Origin of the sequence: Companilactobacillus metriopterae, assembly GCF_002762335.1 — a bacterium.
In the GTDB taxonomy this organism is placed as follows: Bacteria; Bacillota; Bacilli; order Lactobacillales; family Lactobacillaceae; genus Companilactobacillus; species Companilactobacillus metriopterae.
In genome coordinates this window covers 777,539-794,993 of the sequence record NZ_CP024610.1, presented here as the reverse complement: position 1 = coordinate 794,993, position 17,455 = coordinate 777,539, and the positions used below count along the sequence as shown (strand labels likewise).

General features: G+C 34.2%; 17 protein-coding genes. 3 read left to right on the top strand and 14 right to left on the bottom strand.

All coding sequences use genetic code 11. The features are described 5' to 3' along the window. Positions 1 to 116 precede the first annotated feature (116 nt). The 8 genes from CS873_RS03870 to CS873_RS03840 all read right to left on the bottom strand — a co-directional run bounded on the left by CS873_RS03870 (position 117) and on the right by CS873_RS03840 (position 6,636). A complete protein-coding gene (locus CS873_RS03870) occupies positions 117 to 803 on the bottom strand; it encodes a WxL domain-containing protein (protein ID WP_099974561.1) in 687 nt (228 codons plus the stop codon). Further along, on the bottom strand, positions 800 to 2,497 hold the full coding sequence (locus CS873_RS03865) for a lectin-like domain-containing protein (RefSeq protein ID WP_099974560.1): 1,698 nt from the start codon (positions 2,495 to 2,497) through the stop codon (positions 800 to 802). Before CS873_RS03865 ends, CS873_RS03870 begins: the two co-directional genes overlap by 4 nt. A gap of 80 nt (positions 2,498 to 2,577) precedes the next feature. Then, positions 2,578 to 3,618, bottom strand: coding sequence for a WxLIP family cell surface protein (locus CS873_RS03860; protein WP_169922448.1), 1,041 nt, complete (start codon positions 3,616 to 3,618; stop codon positions 2,578 to 2,580). 203 nt (positions 3,619 to 3,821) lie between these two features. Beyond that, positions 3,822 to 4,385: a WxL domain-containing protein gene (locus tag CS873_RS03855; RefSeq protein ID WP_099974558.1), complete on the bottom strand. Its 564-nt coding sequence runs from the start codon at positions 4,383 to 4,385 to the stop codon at positions 3,822 to 3,824. A gap of 17 nt (positions 4,386 to 4,402) precedes the next feature. After that, a complete protein-coding gene (locus tag CS873_RS03850; RefSeq protein ID WP_169922447.1) occupies positions 4,403 to 4,981 on the bottom strand; it encodes a WxL domain-containing protein in 579 nt (192 codons plus the stop codon). 39 nt (positions 4,982 to 5,020) lie between these two features. After that, entirely contained in the window at positions 5,021 to 5,614 is a 594-nt protein-coding gene (locus tag CS873_RS03845; protein ID WP_099974556.1) for a WxL domain-containing protein, read from the bottom strand. 172 nt (positions 5,615 to 5,786) lie between these two features. Then, positions 5,787 to 5,963 (bottom strand): hypothetical protein, encoded by a 177-nt coding sequence (locus CS873_RS08115; protein WP_169922446.1) that lies wholly within the window; start codon positions 5,961 to 5,963, stop codon positions 5,787 to 5,789. Beyond that, entirely contained in the window at positions 5,956 to 6,636 is a 681-nt protein-coding gene (locus CS873_RS03840; protein WP_099974555.1) for an NAD(P)H-dependent oxidoreductase, read from the bottom strand. The genes CS873_RS08115 and CS873_RS03840 overlap by 8 nt, the downstream gene beginning before the upstream one ends. A gap of 116 nt (positions 6,637 to 6,752) precedes the next feature. Between CS873_RS03840 and CS873_RS03835 the strand changes: the two genes are divergently transcribed. Next, positions 6,753 to 7,190 carry an ACT domain-containing protein gene (locus tag CS873_RS03835; protein ID WP_099974554.1) on the top strand — a complete coding sequence of 146 codons (438 nt, stop codon included), beginning with the start codon at positions 6,753 to 6,755 and terminating at the stop codon, positions 7,188 to 7,190. Positions 7,191 to 7,227: 37 nt separating this feature from the next. Here CS873_RS03835 and CS873_RS03830 read toward each other — a convergent pair whose 3' ends face one another. Continuing rightward, positions 7,228 to 7,851 carry a LysM peptidoglycan-binding domain-containing protein gene (locus tag CS873_RS03830; RefSeq protein ID WP_099974553.1) on the bottom strand — a complete coding sequence of 208 codons (624 nt, stop codon included), beginning with the start codon at positions 7,849 to 7,851 and terminating at the stop codon, positions 7,228 to 7,230. Positions 7,852 to 8,163: 312 nt separating this feature from the next. Here CS873_RS03830 and CS873_RS03825 point away from each other — a divergent pair, with 312 nt between their 5' ends. After that, positions 8,164 to 9,510 carry an MATE family efflux transporter gene (locus tag CS873_RS03825; RefSeq protein ID WP_099974552.1) on the top strand — a complete coding sequence of 449 codons (1,347 nt, stop codon included), beginning with the start codon at positions 8,164 to 8,166 and terminating at the stop codon, positions 9,508 to 9,510. Between the two features lie 200 nt (positions 9,511 to 9,710). Here CS873_RS03825 and CS873_RS03820 read toward each other — a convergent pair whose 3' ends face one another. The 3 genes from CS873_RS03820 to CS873_RS03810 form a co-directional block, all read right to left on the bottom strand. After that, complete coding sequence (locus CS873_RS03820) at positions 9,711 to 11,045, bottom strand: NCS2 family permease (protein ID WP_099974551.1); 1,335 nt, start codon at positions 11,043 to 11,045, stop codon at positions 9,711 to 9,713. A gap of 167 nt (positions 11,046 to 11,212) precedes the next feature. Beyond that, a complete protein-coding gene (locus CS873_RS03815) occupies positions 11,213 to 13,291 on the bottom strand; it encodes an AAA family ATPase (RefSeq protein WP_099974550.1) in 2,079 nt (692 codons plus the stop codon). Positions 13,292 to 13,304: 13 nt separating this feature from the next. After that, positions 13,305 to 13,526, bottom strand: coding sequence for a transcriptional regulator (locus tag CS873_RS03810; RefSeq protein WP_099974549.1), 222 nt, complete (start codon positions 13,524 to 13,526; stop codon positions 13,305 to 13,307). Positions 13,527 to 13,665: 139 nt separating this feature from the next. On the opposite strand from CS873_RS03810, the gene CS873_RS03805 reads away from it, so the two are divergent. Further along, a complete protein-coding gene (locus CS873_RS03805) occupies positions 13,666 to 15,315 on the top strand; it encodes a DUF6792 domain-containing protein (protein ID WP_099974548.1) in 1,650 nt (549 codons plus the stop codon). Positions 15,316 to 15,337: 22 nt separating this feature from the next. Here the strand turns inward: CS873_RS03805 and CS873_RS03800 are convergent, their stop codons facing one another. Together CS873_RS03800 and CS873_RS03795 are read right to left on the bottom strand one after the other, a co-directional pair. Further along, positions 15,338 to 16,678 carry a glucose-6-phosphate isomerase gene (locus CS873_RS03800; RefSeq protein ID WP_099974547.1) on the bottom strand — a complete coding sequence of 447 codons (1,341 nt, stop codon included), beginning with the start codon at positions 16,676 to 16,678 and terminating at the stop codon, positions 15,338 to 15,340. 65 nt (positions 16,679 to 16,743) lie between these two features. Beyond that, positions 16,744 to 17,358: a VanZ family protein gene (locus CS873_RS03795; protein ID WP_099974546.1), complete on the bottom strand. Its 615-nt coding sequence runs from the start codon at positions 17,356 to 17,358 to the stop codon at positions 16,744 to 16,746. Positions 17,359 to 17,455: the final 97 nt, after the last annotated feature.

The following is a 17,455-nucleotide window of genomic DNA, read 5'->3' as shown; positions in this document are numbered from 1 at the left end:
AGAGTAGAATAATTATATCATCTTTGCGTTATAGTTTTGCGTAATTTGATCAACGAAGTTTTAATATAAAATAATAAAAAAAACAGCAAACATTGTTTGCTGTTTTTTATTATTTATTATGAGGGAACGTCTGCCAATGTCCATGTAATAGTACCATAATATGAACCTGGTTTAGTTTTAGATGTTGTTTCTAGTTTAACACCAGTTTGTTCATTCCAAACATCTTTAATGATATCTGTAAGAAGGAATTCTTCTGATGTTGTTGAAGAAGCTACCAGAGCTGATTGACCTTGTATAGATGATGAGTTAGTTCCATCATTGAATATAGGTGCTCCGATTAGTTCTTCTTGATTTTCATTCATGAAATCAGTAGATTCTGCATAAAGATTCCAAGTTGTTGTTCCTAATCTTCCGTCAGCAAATGATAGTTTCCAATCAGAATCTCTCTTGTGTTCGTCTGTGTGTCCATCAAGATTACCACCTACGAATGAAGCTTGATCACTAACATCACCAAACTTCAATGAATCCTTAGGTTTCTTAGTTACTACATAGTTAACTTCATTACTGTGAGAATCACCAGTATAGTTTGCCTTAACTTTGACATTGTTTTCACCAACATTTATCATGCTATTACTGATTTGTACTTGATATATATCATCAGCACCAGTACCATTGGGATCTACAACTATCTTGTATTGGCTAGGATCTAGAAGAGTACCATTCAAGGTAACATCCATAGTTACATTATCTGGATTGAAGTTGTTGGTAGCATCATCTTTAGGAAAACTAACATGAGGACTCAAGACAGCATTTTCATCTTCGTAGAATACTGTTGTTGCACCTGGTCAGTAACGTCAGGTGTAACTCTTTCATTAGGATCTACTTCAAGAGCCATGTCCTTCTTAGTTCTGACGTAGAAGTCAGGTGGTGTAAGGTATAGCAAATGGTTATTACCTTGGAAGATAGCAGGTGTAGCATCTGCAAAGACGTCCTCGTTACCATCTGTCTTATCCCCTACTTTACCTGTGAATGTTAATAAAGCACCATTCTTAGATGAACCAGAAAGATTAGAATTTAGAGTATACTTAACTGTATTTGTATTAGGAGTTAAATTACCACCATTCTGCATATTCAAAGTTACTGTATCTAAAATATTAGAATCTAGACGATACGTAACAGTACCTGCTGTAGGATTATCTGTAGTAGATTGGAAATTAAACAGGTTATTTCCATCTTGTTGCATTTCAGATGCCAAGGTTGCTGTAGTTCTGATGTTTTGCCATGATTGCAATCCACCTAAGTAACTTAAGTCATATGTATATGTCAATTCATCAGCAGGTGATACCTCATCACCTGCTTTAAGAACTTTACCATTTTTTGATTTATCTACCACTTTAACAGCACCATCAGCATCGACAACATTAGGCACTTTGTCGAATACCACGGCATTTGTTTCATAAGCACTACTTGCGGTAGCACCTGTGAAACCATATCTTACCTTACCTGTTGCAGCTGAAGTTTCACCTTCATTAGCAAATATTTTACTCTTGTCAAATGGTACCGTAACAGACTTATAGAAATAAGAATTATTTGGATCTGAATAATCTGGATGAGTCAAATCTTCACCATCTAGTTTTTTATCATTGATAGAGTATGTCATAGTTTGGTTAGTACTATCATAGTGAACCGTAGTATGTCTCCACTGACCATCAGAAGCTATAACTTTATCAGTACTATCAGTATTTTCAGGTTTTAGAAAGCCGCCAAGTTCATTATGGTTTATTGATGCGTAATTATGTGAGAAGATACCTGCGGTTGTATAGCTAAAAATATTATAGGCACTTGCATCTCCTGGATATGTAGCTGCCATATGTCCTGATGGGAATGCTGCAGTGCCATCATTTTGAATAATATCCCAACTAGTACCTGATCCCTTAGTAGAATCAGATTGGGTATCATACTCAATCGCAAATGAATTTTGAACAGCACCAGTAGCAATAGATGATGCCTTACCAGTATCTGAACCGTAGACTCCCAGTGCACCACCGGAATAACCAGATGCAGAAGTTGGCTTAGGATCATTTTGAACAACAAATGCCATACCAGATCCTGCTTTACTACCTCTATTACCAAAGTACACCCACATGGAAACAGTTTGGTCTTTATTCAAATCAAATCTATTGATATTAGTTGACCACATAGTTCCAAGTGAAGCTGCACTACCTAATCCTAGCCAAGCTCCTGAGTCACCTTGGTTAATAATTAGTACATCAGTACCAGTTGAATCTGGATTTGTAGAAGACTTAACGGATGCATCATTCACATTAGATATATTCAACAGACCACCCTTTATAGTACCAGGTTCAAACAGTTTAATACCTGTAGATCCGTCAGACAATGATACACCTAAAGGAGCTGATTTTAGTGCATTTGCTACTAAGTCGTCAGCTTTTACCTTAGTAGAACTAGCCGTAATTCCAGCAACCCCTAAAAACAATGCTGAACTTAAAACTGCATATTTAAGATATTTTTTCTGGCTTTTTTAAAACATCGTTATACCTCATAATTTGTGAATCATTATTTGCGAGTGTGTTTCTTATTTCGTTGGTTGAAGTATAGGTATATTAGGAGACCTGCGATAATTAATAAGAATACAATAAGTATAATCAAGAACCAGTTAACGCCCTTCTTAACATCTACAGCAGAGTTATTAAGCTTGTTAGCATCTGCATTTGATATTACGAAGTCTTTCTTGAATGACCACTTGTACTGACCATCACTAGACTGAGCATTAACATAGATAGTATAATTACCAGCCTTGACAGCTTTACCATTGGTACTGATAGGAAAATCAAAATTAGAGTTAGGTGCCATAGACATGTTAGACTTCTTGGCTTTCAGCACTGTAGCATTCTTGCCTTTTTCTGTAATTCTGGCATTAACTTCTAATTTGTGAACAACAGTTGGTTTTATATTTTGCAAGTTGGCAGTAATATAATTTGAATAATTGAACTGTTGTGCTCCTACTTTATTCATCTTCAAATCAGGTGCTACTTCGTTTTGATTTTGTCTGATTTGCAAACCAATAACATAAGCAAATTTGTTAACAATTGTTGCGCCTTGTTTAGAATTTGATTTCTTAGCAGTATTATTTTGGTTTTCTTGTTCCACTCTAATACCACCCAAAATTACACCATCAAAATCTTCATTTGGAGTGTTTAATTGTAACTTAACTTGTTTTGTAGAGTTAGCTTCTACTGTTACTGTTTGTGGTTTTGGTACCATTTTTTCAATATCAAACTTTGTAGATGAATCTAACTTAGTCCCATGACTAGCATAATCAATAACACCATTACGGTTAGTCAATGCTCTATTCACAGAAACTTTATATTTCTTTGCTGATGAGCTTTGATTTTGAATATAAATAGTCAATTCTTGACTAGAACCCTTATCAACTAAAAGATCGAAGTAAGTTACATCTGGATTGATCTGATTATCTGCCTTCTCTGCAGATACGTTGTAAGAAACTTCTTCAGCTTTAGCTGTTTGGATTCCAAATATTGTCCCTAAACCTAAAAATAAAGCAAGTATCCCTAATACTAAAGACTTTCGTTTCATAAATATTCTCCTCAACCGAAAAAACATGAAATATAGAAACCTATATCGCCTTCTACTAGATTATAGCACTAGATATTTTAGCGTTTTTTCAGTTTTATTATAATTTTTTTTGTTATTTTGAATTGATTTTAACTTTTCTATATAAAATAAAAAACCAATTCTATCATAGAATTGATTTCTTAAGTTACTTTATAAATGATAGATTATGCAGGAGCGTCAGTCAATGTCCATGTAAGTGTTGACTTGTAGCTTCCTGGTTGTGATCCTGAAGGAATAACCAATCTTGCTTGACCATCACCAAGCTTATTTACCCATTCACCAAGACCTTGTCCAGCTGCAGCTGAGAAAACAGAGTTTTCTTTGTCATTGATTGCAACAGCTTTGGCAGTGGGAACGCCATCTGTACTGTCAGATGTAGGTGTACCAGCTTCTAGAGACAATGCTGCACCTTTAAGTGTCAAAGTATTAGTACCATCAGTGAAGGCTGTAGCACTAACTGTAACATTCCATCCAGTCATAACACCGGCATTAGTAACTGTTAGTTGTTGGTCCTCTTTTGGAGCTGCTTTCAAGTCTGAAGCAACACCGGCATTGATTGTACCAAATGTGAAGCTAGGAACCTTAGTAAGGTCAAGATTACCCTCGTCTAGAGTAACATCAGCTTCAGATGTTTTGGGGCTACCTGTTACAGCTGCTGATGCAACTGTAGGTGCCATTGTTGTTAAAGCAAGTGCAGTGGCTGCACCAAAAATAAGTGTTTTTTTCATAGTGTATTCTCCCTTAATTAAGCTGTAACACCATTAACAAGTGTCCATGTTAATGTTGATGTGTATGATCCAGCAGTATTACCAGCTGGATATGTCAAAGTAGCATGATCATTTGTAAATGTATCAGTATATTCACCAATACCATTGCTTGCAGTAGCAGAAAGGATAGTATGTGATGTCTTATCAGACATATTTGCAACGTCAGCTGCTGAAGGTGCCTGTGTAACGCCATTTTCTGATGTTGCTGCAACTGTACCAGCCAATAGATTAAATACTCCACCCTTAATCTCAGTAGTTTTGTCTAAATCATTAATAAATGGTGTACCGTTTACTGTAAGAGTCCAACCTTCGATGTTACCTGGATTAGATACCTTGATTGGGTTAGATATTTCGCTAGCTTTTACGCTTCCTGCAATACCAGCAGTACCTTCAGTGAATTTAAAATCTGGTACTGAAACAAGTGCAAGATCTCCACTTTGAAGACTTGCAGTAGCTGTTGTAGATCCTTCTGTATCAGCCAATACAGCAGTAGGTGCAACTATGCTTCCTAGCACTGCTACGCTAAGAATTGATGTAGTTAGTAGTGTTTTTCTCATATATAAATTCTCCCTTAATTGAATTATATACATATGATACTATGATGCATCTGTTAATGTCCAGTTTAAGGTAGACTTATATTCGCCGGAAACGTTTCCAGATGAAATTTTTAATGTTATATCATCTAAATTATATTTTGTAGTGAATGTACCTAGTCCTTCACCACTACCTGCTGATAGTACTTCAATAGCTCCCATGCCCATAAGATCAGTAACTTCATGTGAAGTTGGCATTGTGACATCTCCACCACTATCTTCAGTAACTACACCTGCTGGAAAATGGAATACTGGTCCCTTAAGTAATACTGCTTTACTACTATCTACAAATGCTGAAGCATCTAGAGTAACACTCCAGCCAGCTTCATTACCTGGATTACTAACTTCAAGGTCACCCGCTGTTTTTGCGGTTAGCGTATTTGCCAGACCAGCAGTTCCACTATTAAATACAATTGTGGGTACAGAATTCAAAGAAAGGTTTCCTGCACTTAAATCAATGGTAGCTTTTGTATCATAAACATCCGTGATGTTATTTGGATCAATATCTGCAGCTTGAATATTGGCTGTAACTGTAGATACGGCGCCTGCTAGTAGACCTAAGCCTAGAACAGAAGCCTTTAGAATTTTTCTACTCATAATAATTCCTCTCAATTCAAAAATACTGGTATAAATTTGAATGATTTCCCTAAAAACATTTGCGATAAAAACACTAAATGCCTATGTAATAGTTATAACAAAATATTTATGGTGAATTTAATCAACTATAGAAATTTTTTTTACCATAAACGATTAATTATTATGTTGATATTTACCAACTACCATGATCCCATAGTTTACCGTCTATCTCATATTCGTATTGTTGCTTTCTCTCTTCGATATCATCGAATAAATTTTCAAGACTAACTACAAAAGACTTAGATAGATAGCTACTCTGAGAATCTTCAGATAATTGTAATTGTTCCTTGACCCACTCAAAATTATTCATTAGAGTCTCCTCCATTCTTTATATCCTCAACGGTTAACTTCAGAGTGTCTAGTTCTATACCCAGATCTTCTAAGAGATTTTTTACTGGTTCAGAGTTGTCAAACTCATCAACTTGTTCATCAAATTGATTAATAAACCATTCTATTTTGTTTTCTAACGTATCTGGATATTTTTGAGTAATGTATCTTTGATAATCTACAAGTAAGCTCATATGTTCGCGCTCACTCATATTATAAAATTGAAATACTTTGAGAGTAGGAAGAATCTGCATGCCTGCTCTTCTTGCAAGTGCATAATAAGGTGTCATTATATGGTCAATGCTATAACCATCTCCACCACCAACAGCAAAATTCTTTTCAGGCATACCTGTTGAGACAACAATCCCAAACTCTTTGCCTATCAGTTTAGATTCAGACCCATAGACGAAACCTCTAGTAAAAACCTCATCTATCCACTTTTTCAAACTATATGGTGCACTGTACCAATAGAGTGGAAACTGAAATATGATTCTGTCATATTTCTCAAGATTACTTTGTTGGTTAGCTTGGCTATTAAAGCTGTAGTTGTCTAAATGCAGTGTATCTACATTTTGATGTTTTGCACCTTGCAGTAAAAACTGCTGTGTATTGGAATTTTCTATATCAGGATGGGAAATAACAATTAATGTTTTCAAAATATTAGACCCCTTTCATGGTTAAAGGATAACAAATATTCACATATAATAAAAATACGTAAATATCCGAATATAATTCGTGATATTATGGTAGAAACAAATGGCGGAGAAAAATCATGGAAAAGTATTATATAGTAGATAGTTCTATTTTATCTGATTCTGTAAGTAGAGTTGCTGAAGCTCAAAAGCTTCTAAAATCTGGAGCAGCAAAAAACATTAGTGAAGCTGTGAAAGCTGTAGATATTAGCCGTGGTACTTTTTATAAATACAAGGATTTGGTTTTTCTAAACGAAAACACGCACAAGAATGATCGTCATGCCCTGATTTCTTTTATGATTGAGCATAAGAGTGGCTTATTAGCAGAGGTACTCCAGATCATATCTGAATCTGATGCCAATATTTTGACTATTAATCAGAATATTCCAATTAATAACATGGCTAATGTCAGTGTTTCGATGGATATTAAAAACTTAAACATCCCTATGGATACCTTAATTTTAAGAATAAAAGAATTAAAACAAGTTTCCAACTTTCAATTAATTGGAATGGAATAAAAAAAAGCATGCCTATAAGGCATGCTTTTTTAAATAATTATCCTATAACTTGAACAGATGCTGTTGTAACACCATATCCAGGAATTTGTGAACTTGGCATAGCAACATCTAGTTGATAAGGATTGCTGTAAGCAAATGATCCTGTATCATTAACTATTCTGTATAGTACTGTACCATTTGAAAGTGTGATCTTTAATTGTGTTCCTCTTGGGAATACTGAAAGATTTGCAGCTACACCGTTGTAGCCCATGCTTGATCCTAAAACAGCAGGATCGTAGAAACTAATCTTGAATGATCCAGCTGAAGTAGCTGTTGATGTAGTTGTAGCTTGTGGTGTGTATGATTCATTAGATACTGTTGCTGTAGAGTTTGTTGTTGATGTTGTAGATTGTGTTTGAGCTGATTGTGATGAAGTATTTTGTAGATAAACTACTTCCCCAGGGAAAATCAAGTCGAACCCACCAACTTCTCTTCCGTTTGTTTGTTCTAGTTGAGCAATAGTCATATTGTTGTTAGCGGCAATACTCTTATATGTATCTCCTGCTTCTACAGTAACTGTTCCGTTACCGTTAGCAACTGCAGCCTGTGCATTATTTGCTGTAGATGCTGCAAAAATTCCGAAGGCAGCAACTATAGTAGTAGTTAGTAGTGTTTTTTTCATTTAATATAAACATCCTTTATGTAAGTAAATTTGATAGCACTCATTTGCTATGGGGATTATACTAACAGCTAGATATTACACGAACAATGTTAATTAATTACAAAAAAGCGCGATTTGTCATGTTGGTAATGGTTATGAAATATAAAATCGTCTAGACCATTGAAAACACTATGTTTTATCTTTTCTGATTTTTCAGAGAAAAACTAATGTTTTTTATAAAATTTACTTATTAACTTAAATTATCGATTATTTTAGCGTATCTTTGTCGTTAAATGACATAATTTTTACATTTTTAAGGAGGAGGTAACAAAGTTGAATGATTTAACGGTCGGAAAGCCAATGAAAGTGATCTTTCTTTATACCATTCCTTTGCTACTTGGAAACTTTTTTCAGCAATTTTATAGCTTCATTGATACTTTGATTGTCGGAAAAACAATCAGTGTCAATGCTCTTGCCAGTGTTGGAGCCTGTGGGGGAATATTTTTTCTAATAATCGGATTTGCACAAGGTATGACAAGTGGATTATCCATAATGTCGGCTCAAAGATATGGCTCTGGTGATGAAAAAGGAGTTAAGAAGAGTTTTGCTTCTGGCTTACTTATCTCGATAGGAACTTCTATTATTATCACAATTTTGGCAATGTCTTTTGCCTATCCCCTACTAAAGTTATTAAATACACCTGATGTCTTAATTCATGATTCGTTCATTTTTATGGAGGTAATCTTTGGTGGTACTTTTACTTTTGTTGGGTTTGATTTCTTAGCCAACACAATGAGAGCATTGGGCAACACAAGAGTTCCTTTGTTCTATTTAATAGTAAGTACTATTCTCAACGTAGTTTTGGAACTACTATTTATACTAGTATTTCATATGGGAGTTTCTGGTGCTGGTTTTGCTACAGTCGCTGCTCAAGGAATCACCATGGTAATTTTGTTCTTCTATATAAGAAGAAACATACCAGCTTTAATTTTGGAATGGTCTGATTTCAAAATTGACTGGAAAGAAATAAAAGAACTTTTACGTATAAGTATGCCCATGGGATTTCAAGCATCAATAATTGCCATTGGTTCAATAATTCTACAATTTTCTCTCAACACTTTGGGACCTGATGCAGTGGCTGCATATACTGTCGCTGGTAGAGTTGAACAAATAGCAACCTTACCTGCCATGAGTTTTGGAATTACTTTGGTTAACTTTGCAGCTCAAAATTTAGGAGCTAAGAAATACTCTCGTATTTTGAGAGGGGTAAGAGATGGTCTGACTATTTCAATCATCTCAAGTATTATCATCGGATTCTTATTAATCATATTTGGTCAAAATATTTCTCACCTATTTATGAATGGTCCAGAAAATAATGTTCTAAAATTAATTCAAATATACTACTATTTCAATGGTTCATCTTACTTTATACTTTCGATTTTATTTATTGTAAGATATACATTACAAGGTTTGGGTAATCAGAAAGCTCCTACTATTGCAGGAATTGCCGAACTATTTATGAGAGTCTTTGCCGGTTTAGTTTTGGTTAGAATCTTCGGATTTTATGGAGCAGCCATGGCTAACCCACTAGCTTGGATCGGATCAGTCTTAGTTCTGGTAAGTACTTGGAACTTTGAACTAAAACGTTTAAGAGAAAAAGAGCTTGATATAAATAATTAGAACAAAAGAAAGGGATTGCCAAATGGCAATCCCTTGTTTGTTTTAATATTTTTCATGTGAGGCACTCCTATTTTTTTCGATTTATTAATAATAATCTTTGTATTAGATTATGTAGATTATATTAACAAGTATGTTTGAAAAAAATATTAGTTATTTGAGCCTAATTATCTATAAAACTGTGAATAAATTGTGTCATAAGATTAAGATAATATATTTACCACATACATAAGTATCGCAAATACCACAAGTAGTAAGTACATCACTAGATTAACTTCTTTACGGCGACCTGCGGCAATCATTGTGAATGGATAGAATATGAATCCAAAGGCGATACCATATGAAATATTATAAGTTAATGGCATAGCAACAATCGTTAAGAATGCTGGTAATGCAATTTCAAATTTGTCCCAAGAGATATATTTCAATGATTGAGACATCAATATACCGATAATAATTAGTACCGGAGCTGTGACATTAGAAGTAACCATAGTTAGAATTGGTGAGAAGAACATAGCAACTGCAAAGAAGAATCCTGTACTAATTGCAGTTAACCCTGTTCTACCACCAACAGCTACACCTGCAGATGATTCAACATATGCAACTGTAGGTGTTGTACCCATAACAGCACCACCTACCATTGAAATAGAATCAGCTAGCATAGCACGTCCAATTCTTGGCATCTTGTTATCCTTGATGAAACCTGCTTGTTCAGCAATACCAATAAGTGTACCAGCAGTATCAAAGAACGATACTAGTAAGAAAATAATAACAACTGCCCACATCTTTGGCTCAACAATCATCTTATCTAGATGGAAGATACTTTCAGCAAATGTAGGTTTTAGACTTGGTATTCCTGATACAAAATGTGTTGGCATTGGAATTAATTTAGTAACTAATCCTGTAACTGTAGTTACAATCATACCGATAAATATTGAACCCGGAACTTTTCTAATCATCAAAACAGCAGTAACTAAAAGACCTAAGATAGTCAACCATGTGGTAGGAACAGACAATGATCCCATTTCAACCAGTGTAGCTTTATTTGCAACAACAAGTCCCCCACCTTTTAAACCTACAAAGGTAATGAACATACCAATACCAGCAGAGACTGCTAACTTCAAATCATGCGGAATAGCATCAATGACAATCTCTCGAAGCTTGAATACTGATATCAATAAGAATAATAAACTGGCAACGAATACACCAGACATAGCAACTTGCCAAGGAATTCCTAAGGCGATAACAACTGAGTATGAGAAAAATGCATTATCTCCCAAACCAGGTGCAACAGCAATTGGATAGTTAGCAAGGATACCCATAAGTACAGATCCTAGTATTGCGGATAATGCAGTTGCAGTAAATACTGCCCCACTGTTCATCCCTGAATCTCCCAGTACTTGAGGATTAACAAACAAAATATAAGCCATTGAAGCAAACGTTGTTAATCCAGCTAGAATTTCTCTTCTTACTGTAGTTCCATTTTCATTCAAATGGAATAATCTCTCTATTAAACTACTCTGAACTTGTGTGTCCACAATTTCCCCCTTAATTCGTAAATATTTTTAACAATATCTATTATTACATATTTTAACGATTTATTTCAAGTTAAAAGCCAACATTAATATTTAAATGTGGCGATAATGTTCGTGTTTTAGTATAGCAAATAAAAAAGACTAGGCATATATGCCTAGTCTTTTATTATTTATTTATTTTCTTTGATAACGATAGTTCCTTCATCTAACTCAGCAATCAAATTCTTAACGTCCAAGTTGTCTAGATAAAACTCTGCTACTTTATCTCTAATTTGCTGTTCAATGACACGACGTAATGGTCTTGCGCCCATTGCTTCATCGTAACCTTCATCAATCAACCATTCTTTAGCTTCATCAGTAACAGTTAAAGTAATATCTTTTTTAGCTAGATTTTCATTAACATTGTCAATCATCAAATCAACAATTTGTTTCAAATCATCTTTTGTAAGATGTGTAAATTCAACAATACCATTGAATCTGTTCAAGAATTCTGGACTGAAGAATGGTGATAATTTGTCGAATAATTCTACATCTTCTGTATCTTTGTTTCCAAATCCAGCATTAGATGTAGCAATGATAATTGTGTTTTTGAAATCTACCACATTACCTTGACCATCTGTTAAACGACCATCATCCATAACTTGCAATAGCAATGTTAATACTTGAGGGTTAGCTTTTTCAATTTCATCAAGTAGCACAATTGAGTATGGATTACGTCTTACTTGTTCTGTCAATGTATTACCATTGTCCTCGTATCCAACATAACCAGCACTTGTACCAATCAATTTTGATACTGCTGTAAGATCAGAATATTCACTCATGTCTAAACGAATAACAGCATTCTTATTTCCAAACATGTCAGAAGCCAATTGTTTTACTAGCTCTGTTTTACCAACACCAGTAGGTCCAACAAATAAGAAACTTCCGATTGGACGATTGCCTTCATCAAATCCGGCACGGTTACGGCGAATAGCTCTAACAACCATATCCACTGCTTCATCTTGTCCGATTACTTTACTCTTAATACGTTTGTTCATATCTTTTAATCTCTCAATATCGCTATCTCCCATTTGAGATACAGGAATACCTGTCAATCTTTGTACTGATTCAGCAATATCGTTTACAGTTGCTTTAGCTGGTTCTGCAGATTCTGAACTAGAATTTAATTTCTTGTTTAGTTCATCAATTTCTTTTTTCAAGTTTGCAGCAGCTTCATAATCTTCTCTTTGTGCAGCTAAATCCTTTTGATTTTGAGCTTCTTGAAGAGATTTTTCTAAGCTAACTTTATCAGTTACAGGATTTTTGGCTGCTAAATGAGCAGCTGTCATATCGATTAGATCGATTGCCTTGTCTGGTAATGTTCTTTGAGGAATATATTGTACTGAATAATCAACGGCTGCTTTTAGAACATCATCTGACAATTTAACATTGTGATGATCTTCGTATGATTTACGCAAACCTTTTAGAATTGCTAATGTAGCATCTTTATCAGGTTCTTCAATTGTCACGTCATTAAATCTACGTGCCAAAGCAGCATCTTTCATAATTGTATTTCTATATTCGTCTTGAGTAGTAGCACCAATAACTGAAATTTCACCTCTACTCAATGCAGGTTTAATAATATCAGCTAAGCCTTTGCCACCTTCTGAACCTGTTGATCCTGTACCAATAATTTGATGAATTTCATCAAAGAATAGTACAACATTACCAGCTTTTTGAACTTCAGAAATAAGTTTTTGAATATTTTCTTCGAATGCACCACGATATTGAGTACCGGCTTCTAGTGAAGATATATCAACTGAGATTATTTCCTTATCCTTGATTGCTGCGGGAACATCACCCTTCACAATGGCTTGTGCTAATCCTTCAACGACAGCTGTCTTACCAACACCTGCGTCACCCACTAAAATAGGATTATTCTTTGTTCTTCTGCTCAAAATTTCTGCAGTTTCTTGAATTTCTTTGTCACGACCAATAACAGGATCCAACAAGCCCTCACGAGCTTCATTGGTTAAGTTACGTCCTAATTGATCTAAATAATCTGATTTTTTATCTTGTTGTTTAATATTTGAAGCTGTTCTTTGTTCTTGATATTGAGCTAACTCTTCAGGAGTTAATTCCTTACCATTAACATAATATTTTGTTTGAGAACCATTTTCGCTATTTGGCATTTGTCCTAATAGTCTGTTAAAAATTTGGTCCATGTCATTATTTGAAAATCTATCGTCGTCCCAAAATGAATTTGCCATAAATAAAATCCTCCTAGTCGAGGTATTTAGTCTCTAGCTCTTTGAGCACTCTCCACATTTCGACATCTTGTGCTTTAGCTAAAGCTTCTATATCTCTTAAATTAATTGAAGTTGCGGAAGTCTGTGTTTTATTAAAGGATTTATGCAAGGTGGTATAACCATATCCACTTTTCTTTGCTATCACATAAATCGATAAATCTTTGTCATTTATATATGACTTAATGTCAATCCTCATAACTCTATCCTCCACAAAATATAGTATACCACATTTGCGATATAACACAAGTGTGAAATGCCACAAATGTGAAATAATTTTGACTTTTTAAATAAAAGCTTCTATTATGGGGATACTAAAGAAGAAAGGTGGAAATTTTATGGAAAATATAATGCTAATTATTTCCAAATTAGAGAAAACCACCGACCAAATTGATCAAATCGATCTAGAATTACATAAGACAATTATGAAAACTGATTTTGATATCACTCCGTTGAGAAATGAGTTGAAATCAATTGTTAAGTTTAGAACACTATTGCTCAATGATTTACTATTACGTATCAATGAAAATAAAGATTTCAATACACGTGAAAGTGCAAACGCTGCGGAAATCATTTTGAATTTAAAAAAATTAGGATCAATCAATCTAAATATATCTTTGCCAACTGATAAAGATTCATTATTCCTAATTAACCAAATAAAAAAAATTAGCAATCATTCATATAGATCACTAATTTACCAGTTACTTTCTATAATATATAGCATCAGACCTGATGTATTTCCAATAAATCGTAATTACAAAGATTCCCCTATGGAGTCTTCTCAGTTAAGACACAGTCTGATTCAATTAGATGAAGACAATATCTATCTTCAAAATTTTATTCCATTATCAGATTATGTTCGTATTGTTTTTTATAAATCTACTGGAGTTTTCCCAGATTATATTAATATTATTGATGTAAGAAATGAGATTGAAGGCGCTAAAGAATCTGGACTATCTGCTTTAGCCTACAACTTCATTGTCTACAATCAAAGATATTCATTCGTTGTATTCAAAGGTACTGGGGCTAATATTGATTACTCAGAAAAACCATTTACAACCAAATACGATAAGATTATTTGGGAAAACTATTTAGATTGGCGATACAATGTAAATTCAATTTTAGCTGGTAATGATCACAGTCTTGAACAAATAAAACAGTCTTTAGAGTTTATTGAATTTTTAAGTGATAAGCTTGATCCGTCAACCAAAATATATGGACTAGGACATTCACTTGGCGGTAATCTTGTTCAATCTATTCAGTTGATAACTCATAAATTCGATACTGTTTATAATTTGAATTCTGCTCCTATTCAGCTGAAGCAAATCAGGCTTATTAAACCTGACTTGTTCACTAATGAAATCTGGGATCGTGTCCTTAATGCTACTCAAATCGGTGGTAATTCCGAAACGGTTCAAAAATTTAAAGACATTACCGGATTAGATTTTTCGGAAGTAAGAAATGACTATATAGACCATGATTTAACACAGATGTTTTATCGATTACCAAATACAATTTGGATTGGTCAAAAAATTGATAGTAAGCTTCCGTTTGAGCATCCTTTTAAAGTAGATTTGTACAACTTCCTTACCAGAGAAGAAATTCAATGGCTCATGAAGTTTGAAACCGAAATGTTCAAACAATTAGAAGAATCTAGTAACTCAGTAGATGTAGTTCGATATTTCGCCGCTTACATCTTTTCAGAGTTGAGATTACTATATAATAATCTCAATAATCCTTATGTATATTCAGCTTATACTGATTTCATAAATTACTTGTACACTTCTCAACTAATTACAGTAACTCCTGATGAAGTAACTAGAGACCTATCTGAAAGTATGCGGAAGAATGTAATTTCCCAAACACTAGAAAGAACAAGTTACCTTAAATTTTTACGAAGTATAAATCCTAAGACTATGGAACTTATTCTATATTTGCATCTATCAGAAGGAGCAAGATTCTTTGTATCAAACAACAAAAAAAGCTAACCTAGCGGTTAGCTTTTTTATATTACAATCTCTTATTTAATTCTTTTCCAATTTCTTCAAATCCTGGTTTACCAAGAAGACCAAACATGTTCTTCTTGTATGCTTCAACACCAGGTTGGTTGAATGGATTGATACCATTTAGGTAACCTGAAATACCAACGGCGATTTCAAAGAAGTAAATCAAGTATCCTAAAGTAAATGTATCTTGTTCAGGGATGTGAACACTCATTACAGGAACTCCACCGTCTGTATGTGCCAAAACAACACCTTCATAAGCACGTTTGTTTACGAAGTCCATTGTCTTACCTTCAAGATATCCTAATCCATCAAGATCTTCTGCTTCAGAAGGAATTTCAATATCAAATCTTGGTTTGTCAATCATAACTACTGTTTCCATCAAGTTACGACGACCTTCTTGGATATATTGACCTAATGAGTGAAGATCTGTTGAAAAGTTTGCTGATGATGGGTAGATACCTTTTTGGTCTTTACCTTCTGATTCACCCATCAATTGTTTCCACCATTCACCAAAGTATTGTAGATTTGGTTCGTAGTTTTCTAACAATTCTGTTGTGTATCCTTTGCGGTACAAGATATTACGTAAAGCAGCATACTTGTATGCTTCATTTTTTGTAAGGTCAGCGTCTGCGTAGTCTGTGCGAGCAGCTGCAGCACCTTCCATAAGTTTGTCAATATCAATTCCAGCAACAGCAATGGGTAATAATCCTACAGCTGAAAGAACTGAGAAACGTCCACCGATATCATCAGGAACAACAAATTCTTGATATCCTTCTGCATCTGATTCTGATTTAAGTGCACCTTTAGCACGATCAGTTGTAGCATAGATACGATCTTTGGCACCATCTTTACCGTATTTTTCAACAAGTTTTGCTTTTAGAATTCTGAAAGCAATTGATGGTTCTGTAGTTGTACCAGATTTAGAAATTACATTAATACTGAAATCACGGTCTCCGATAAGATCTAGAAGATCAGCTAAGTAGTTAGGTGAAATAGAGTTACCTGCAAAATATACTTCAGGAACTTTTCTTTCATTCTTCAAGTTGTAGAATGATGAGCTCAAGAAATCAATAGCTGCACGTGCTCCTAGGTATGATCCACCAATTCCAATTCCAATAAATACTTCTGAATCATTTTGAATTTTCTTGGCTGCTTCTTTAATACGAGCAAATTCGTCTTTGTCATAGTTTACAGGCAAGTCGATAAAGCCACGGAAATCACTACCAGCACCAGTACCTTTACGTAATTGTTCATCAGCTGCGTTAACCATTGCTTGCATTTCAGCGAGTTCATTTGGATGAACAAATTTGTCTAACTTAGAATCATCAAATTTAATGTGTGTCATTTTTCGTTTCTCCTCCATACCCTAGAAAATAAATTAATTATCAATAATTAATAATTCATGGTTTATTATACTTTTTTAGTTATCGAATGAACAGCCCTATACAAAATATATCCAACAATTGCTCCAATTGTATTAGTGATTACATCATCAATATCTGAAACACCTGTTGCTAAGAAAAATTGCAATGTTTCAATTGATAATGATATCAGAGCACCATAGATAACAATATGATAAAACTTCATATTCTTACTCCATAGATAAGGTAGGAATATTCCGATTGGAATAAACCACAATATATTGCCAAATAAATTGTAATAGAAATCAACTTTAGATATTCCATGAGACAATTTAAACGTCTCGATTAAGGGTTCGGTATTAATATATGACAACGATCTGTGCCATTCAAAATGGAACTGCCAAGGAAAATACCCATCCCTAAATACCGTTAGAAAATAAAGGAGTAATATGTAGAACAAGAAGAAGGTTAACCAAAATTCTCTTGCTAGTTTTACATGAAGATTTTTTCTGCGAATCCAGATCACTCGTAAAACTATGAAAATCAATGTATAAAAAATTGCCTTATCAAAAGCATGAAAACTCAGAGATATCAGCGGGAAGTGATTAATCTTATTTGCATACAATTTGACCACTTCATTGTATATTGGCCCTAGAAATATCATTTTTCTCCCCTTCTTCCAAAAATATCAAAATCCGTATATAATCTATAATAGATTAATTTTAACTGATATTAGCACTTACAACATAAAAAAAGGGAAT

Excerpts from the sequence above, each read along its gene's own strand:
- CS873_RS03860 (WP_169922448.1), bottom strand. The coding sequence starts at position 3,618 with ATGAAACGAAAGTCTTTAGTATTAGGGATACTTGCTTTATTTTTAGGT.
- CS873_RS03855 (WP_099974558.1), bottom strand. The coding sequence starts at position 4,385 with ATGAAAAAAACACTTATTTTTGGTGCAGCCACTGCACTTGCTTTAACA.
- CS873_RS03850 (WP_169922447.1), bottom strand. The coding sequence starts at position 4,981 with ATGAGAAAAACACTACTAACTACATCAATTCTTAGCGTAGCAGTGCTA.
- CS873_RS03845 (WP_099974556.1), bottom strand. The coding sequence starts at position 5,614 with ATGAGTAGAAAAATTCTAAAGGCTTCTGTTCTAGGCTTAGGTCTACTA.
- CS873_RS08115 (WP_169922446.1), bottom strand. The coding sequence starts at position 5,963 with ATGAATAATTTTGAGTGGGTCAAGGAACAATTACAATTATCTGAAGAT.
- CS873_RS03835 (WP_099974554.1), top strand. The coding sequence starts at position 6,753 with ATGGAAAAGTATTATATAGTAGATAGTTCTATTTTATCTGATTCTGTA.
- CS873_RS03830 (WP_099974553.1), bottom strand. The coding sequence starts at position 7,851 with ATGAAAAAAACACTACTAACTACTACTATAGTTGCTGCCTTCGGAATT.
- CS873_RS03815 (WP_099974550.1), bottom strand. The coding sequence starts at position 13,291 with ATGGCAAATTCATTTTGGGACGACGATAGATTTTCAAATAATGACATG.
- CS873_RS03810 (WP_099974549.1), bottom strand. The coding sequence starts at position 13,526 with ATGAGGATTGACATTAAGTCATATATAAATGACAAAGATTTATCGATT.
- CS873_RS03805 (WP_099974548.1), top strand. The coding sequence starts at position 13,666 with ATGGAAAATATAATGCTAATTATTTCCAAATTAGAGAAAACCACCGAC.
- CS873_RS03800 (WP_099974547.1), bottom strand. The coding sequence starts at position 16,678 with ATGACACACATTAAATTTGATGATTCTAAGTTAGACAAATTTGTTCAT.
- CS873_RS03795 (WP_099974546.1), bottom strand. The coding sequence starts at position 17,358 with ATGATATTTCTAGGGCCAATATACAATGAAGTGGTCAAATTGTATGCA.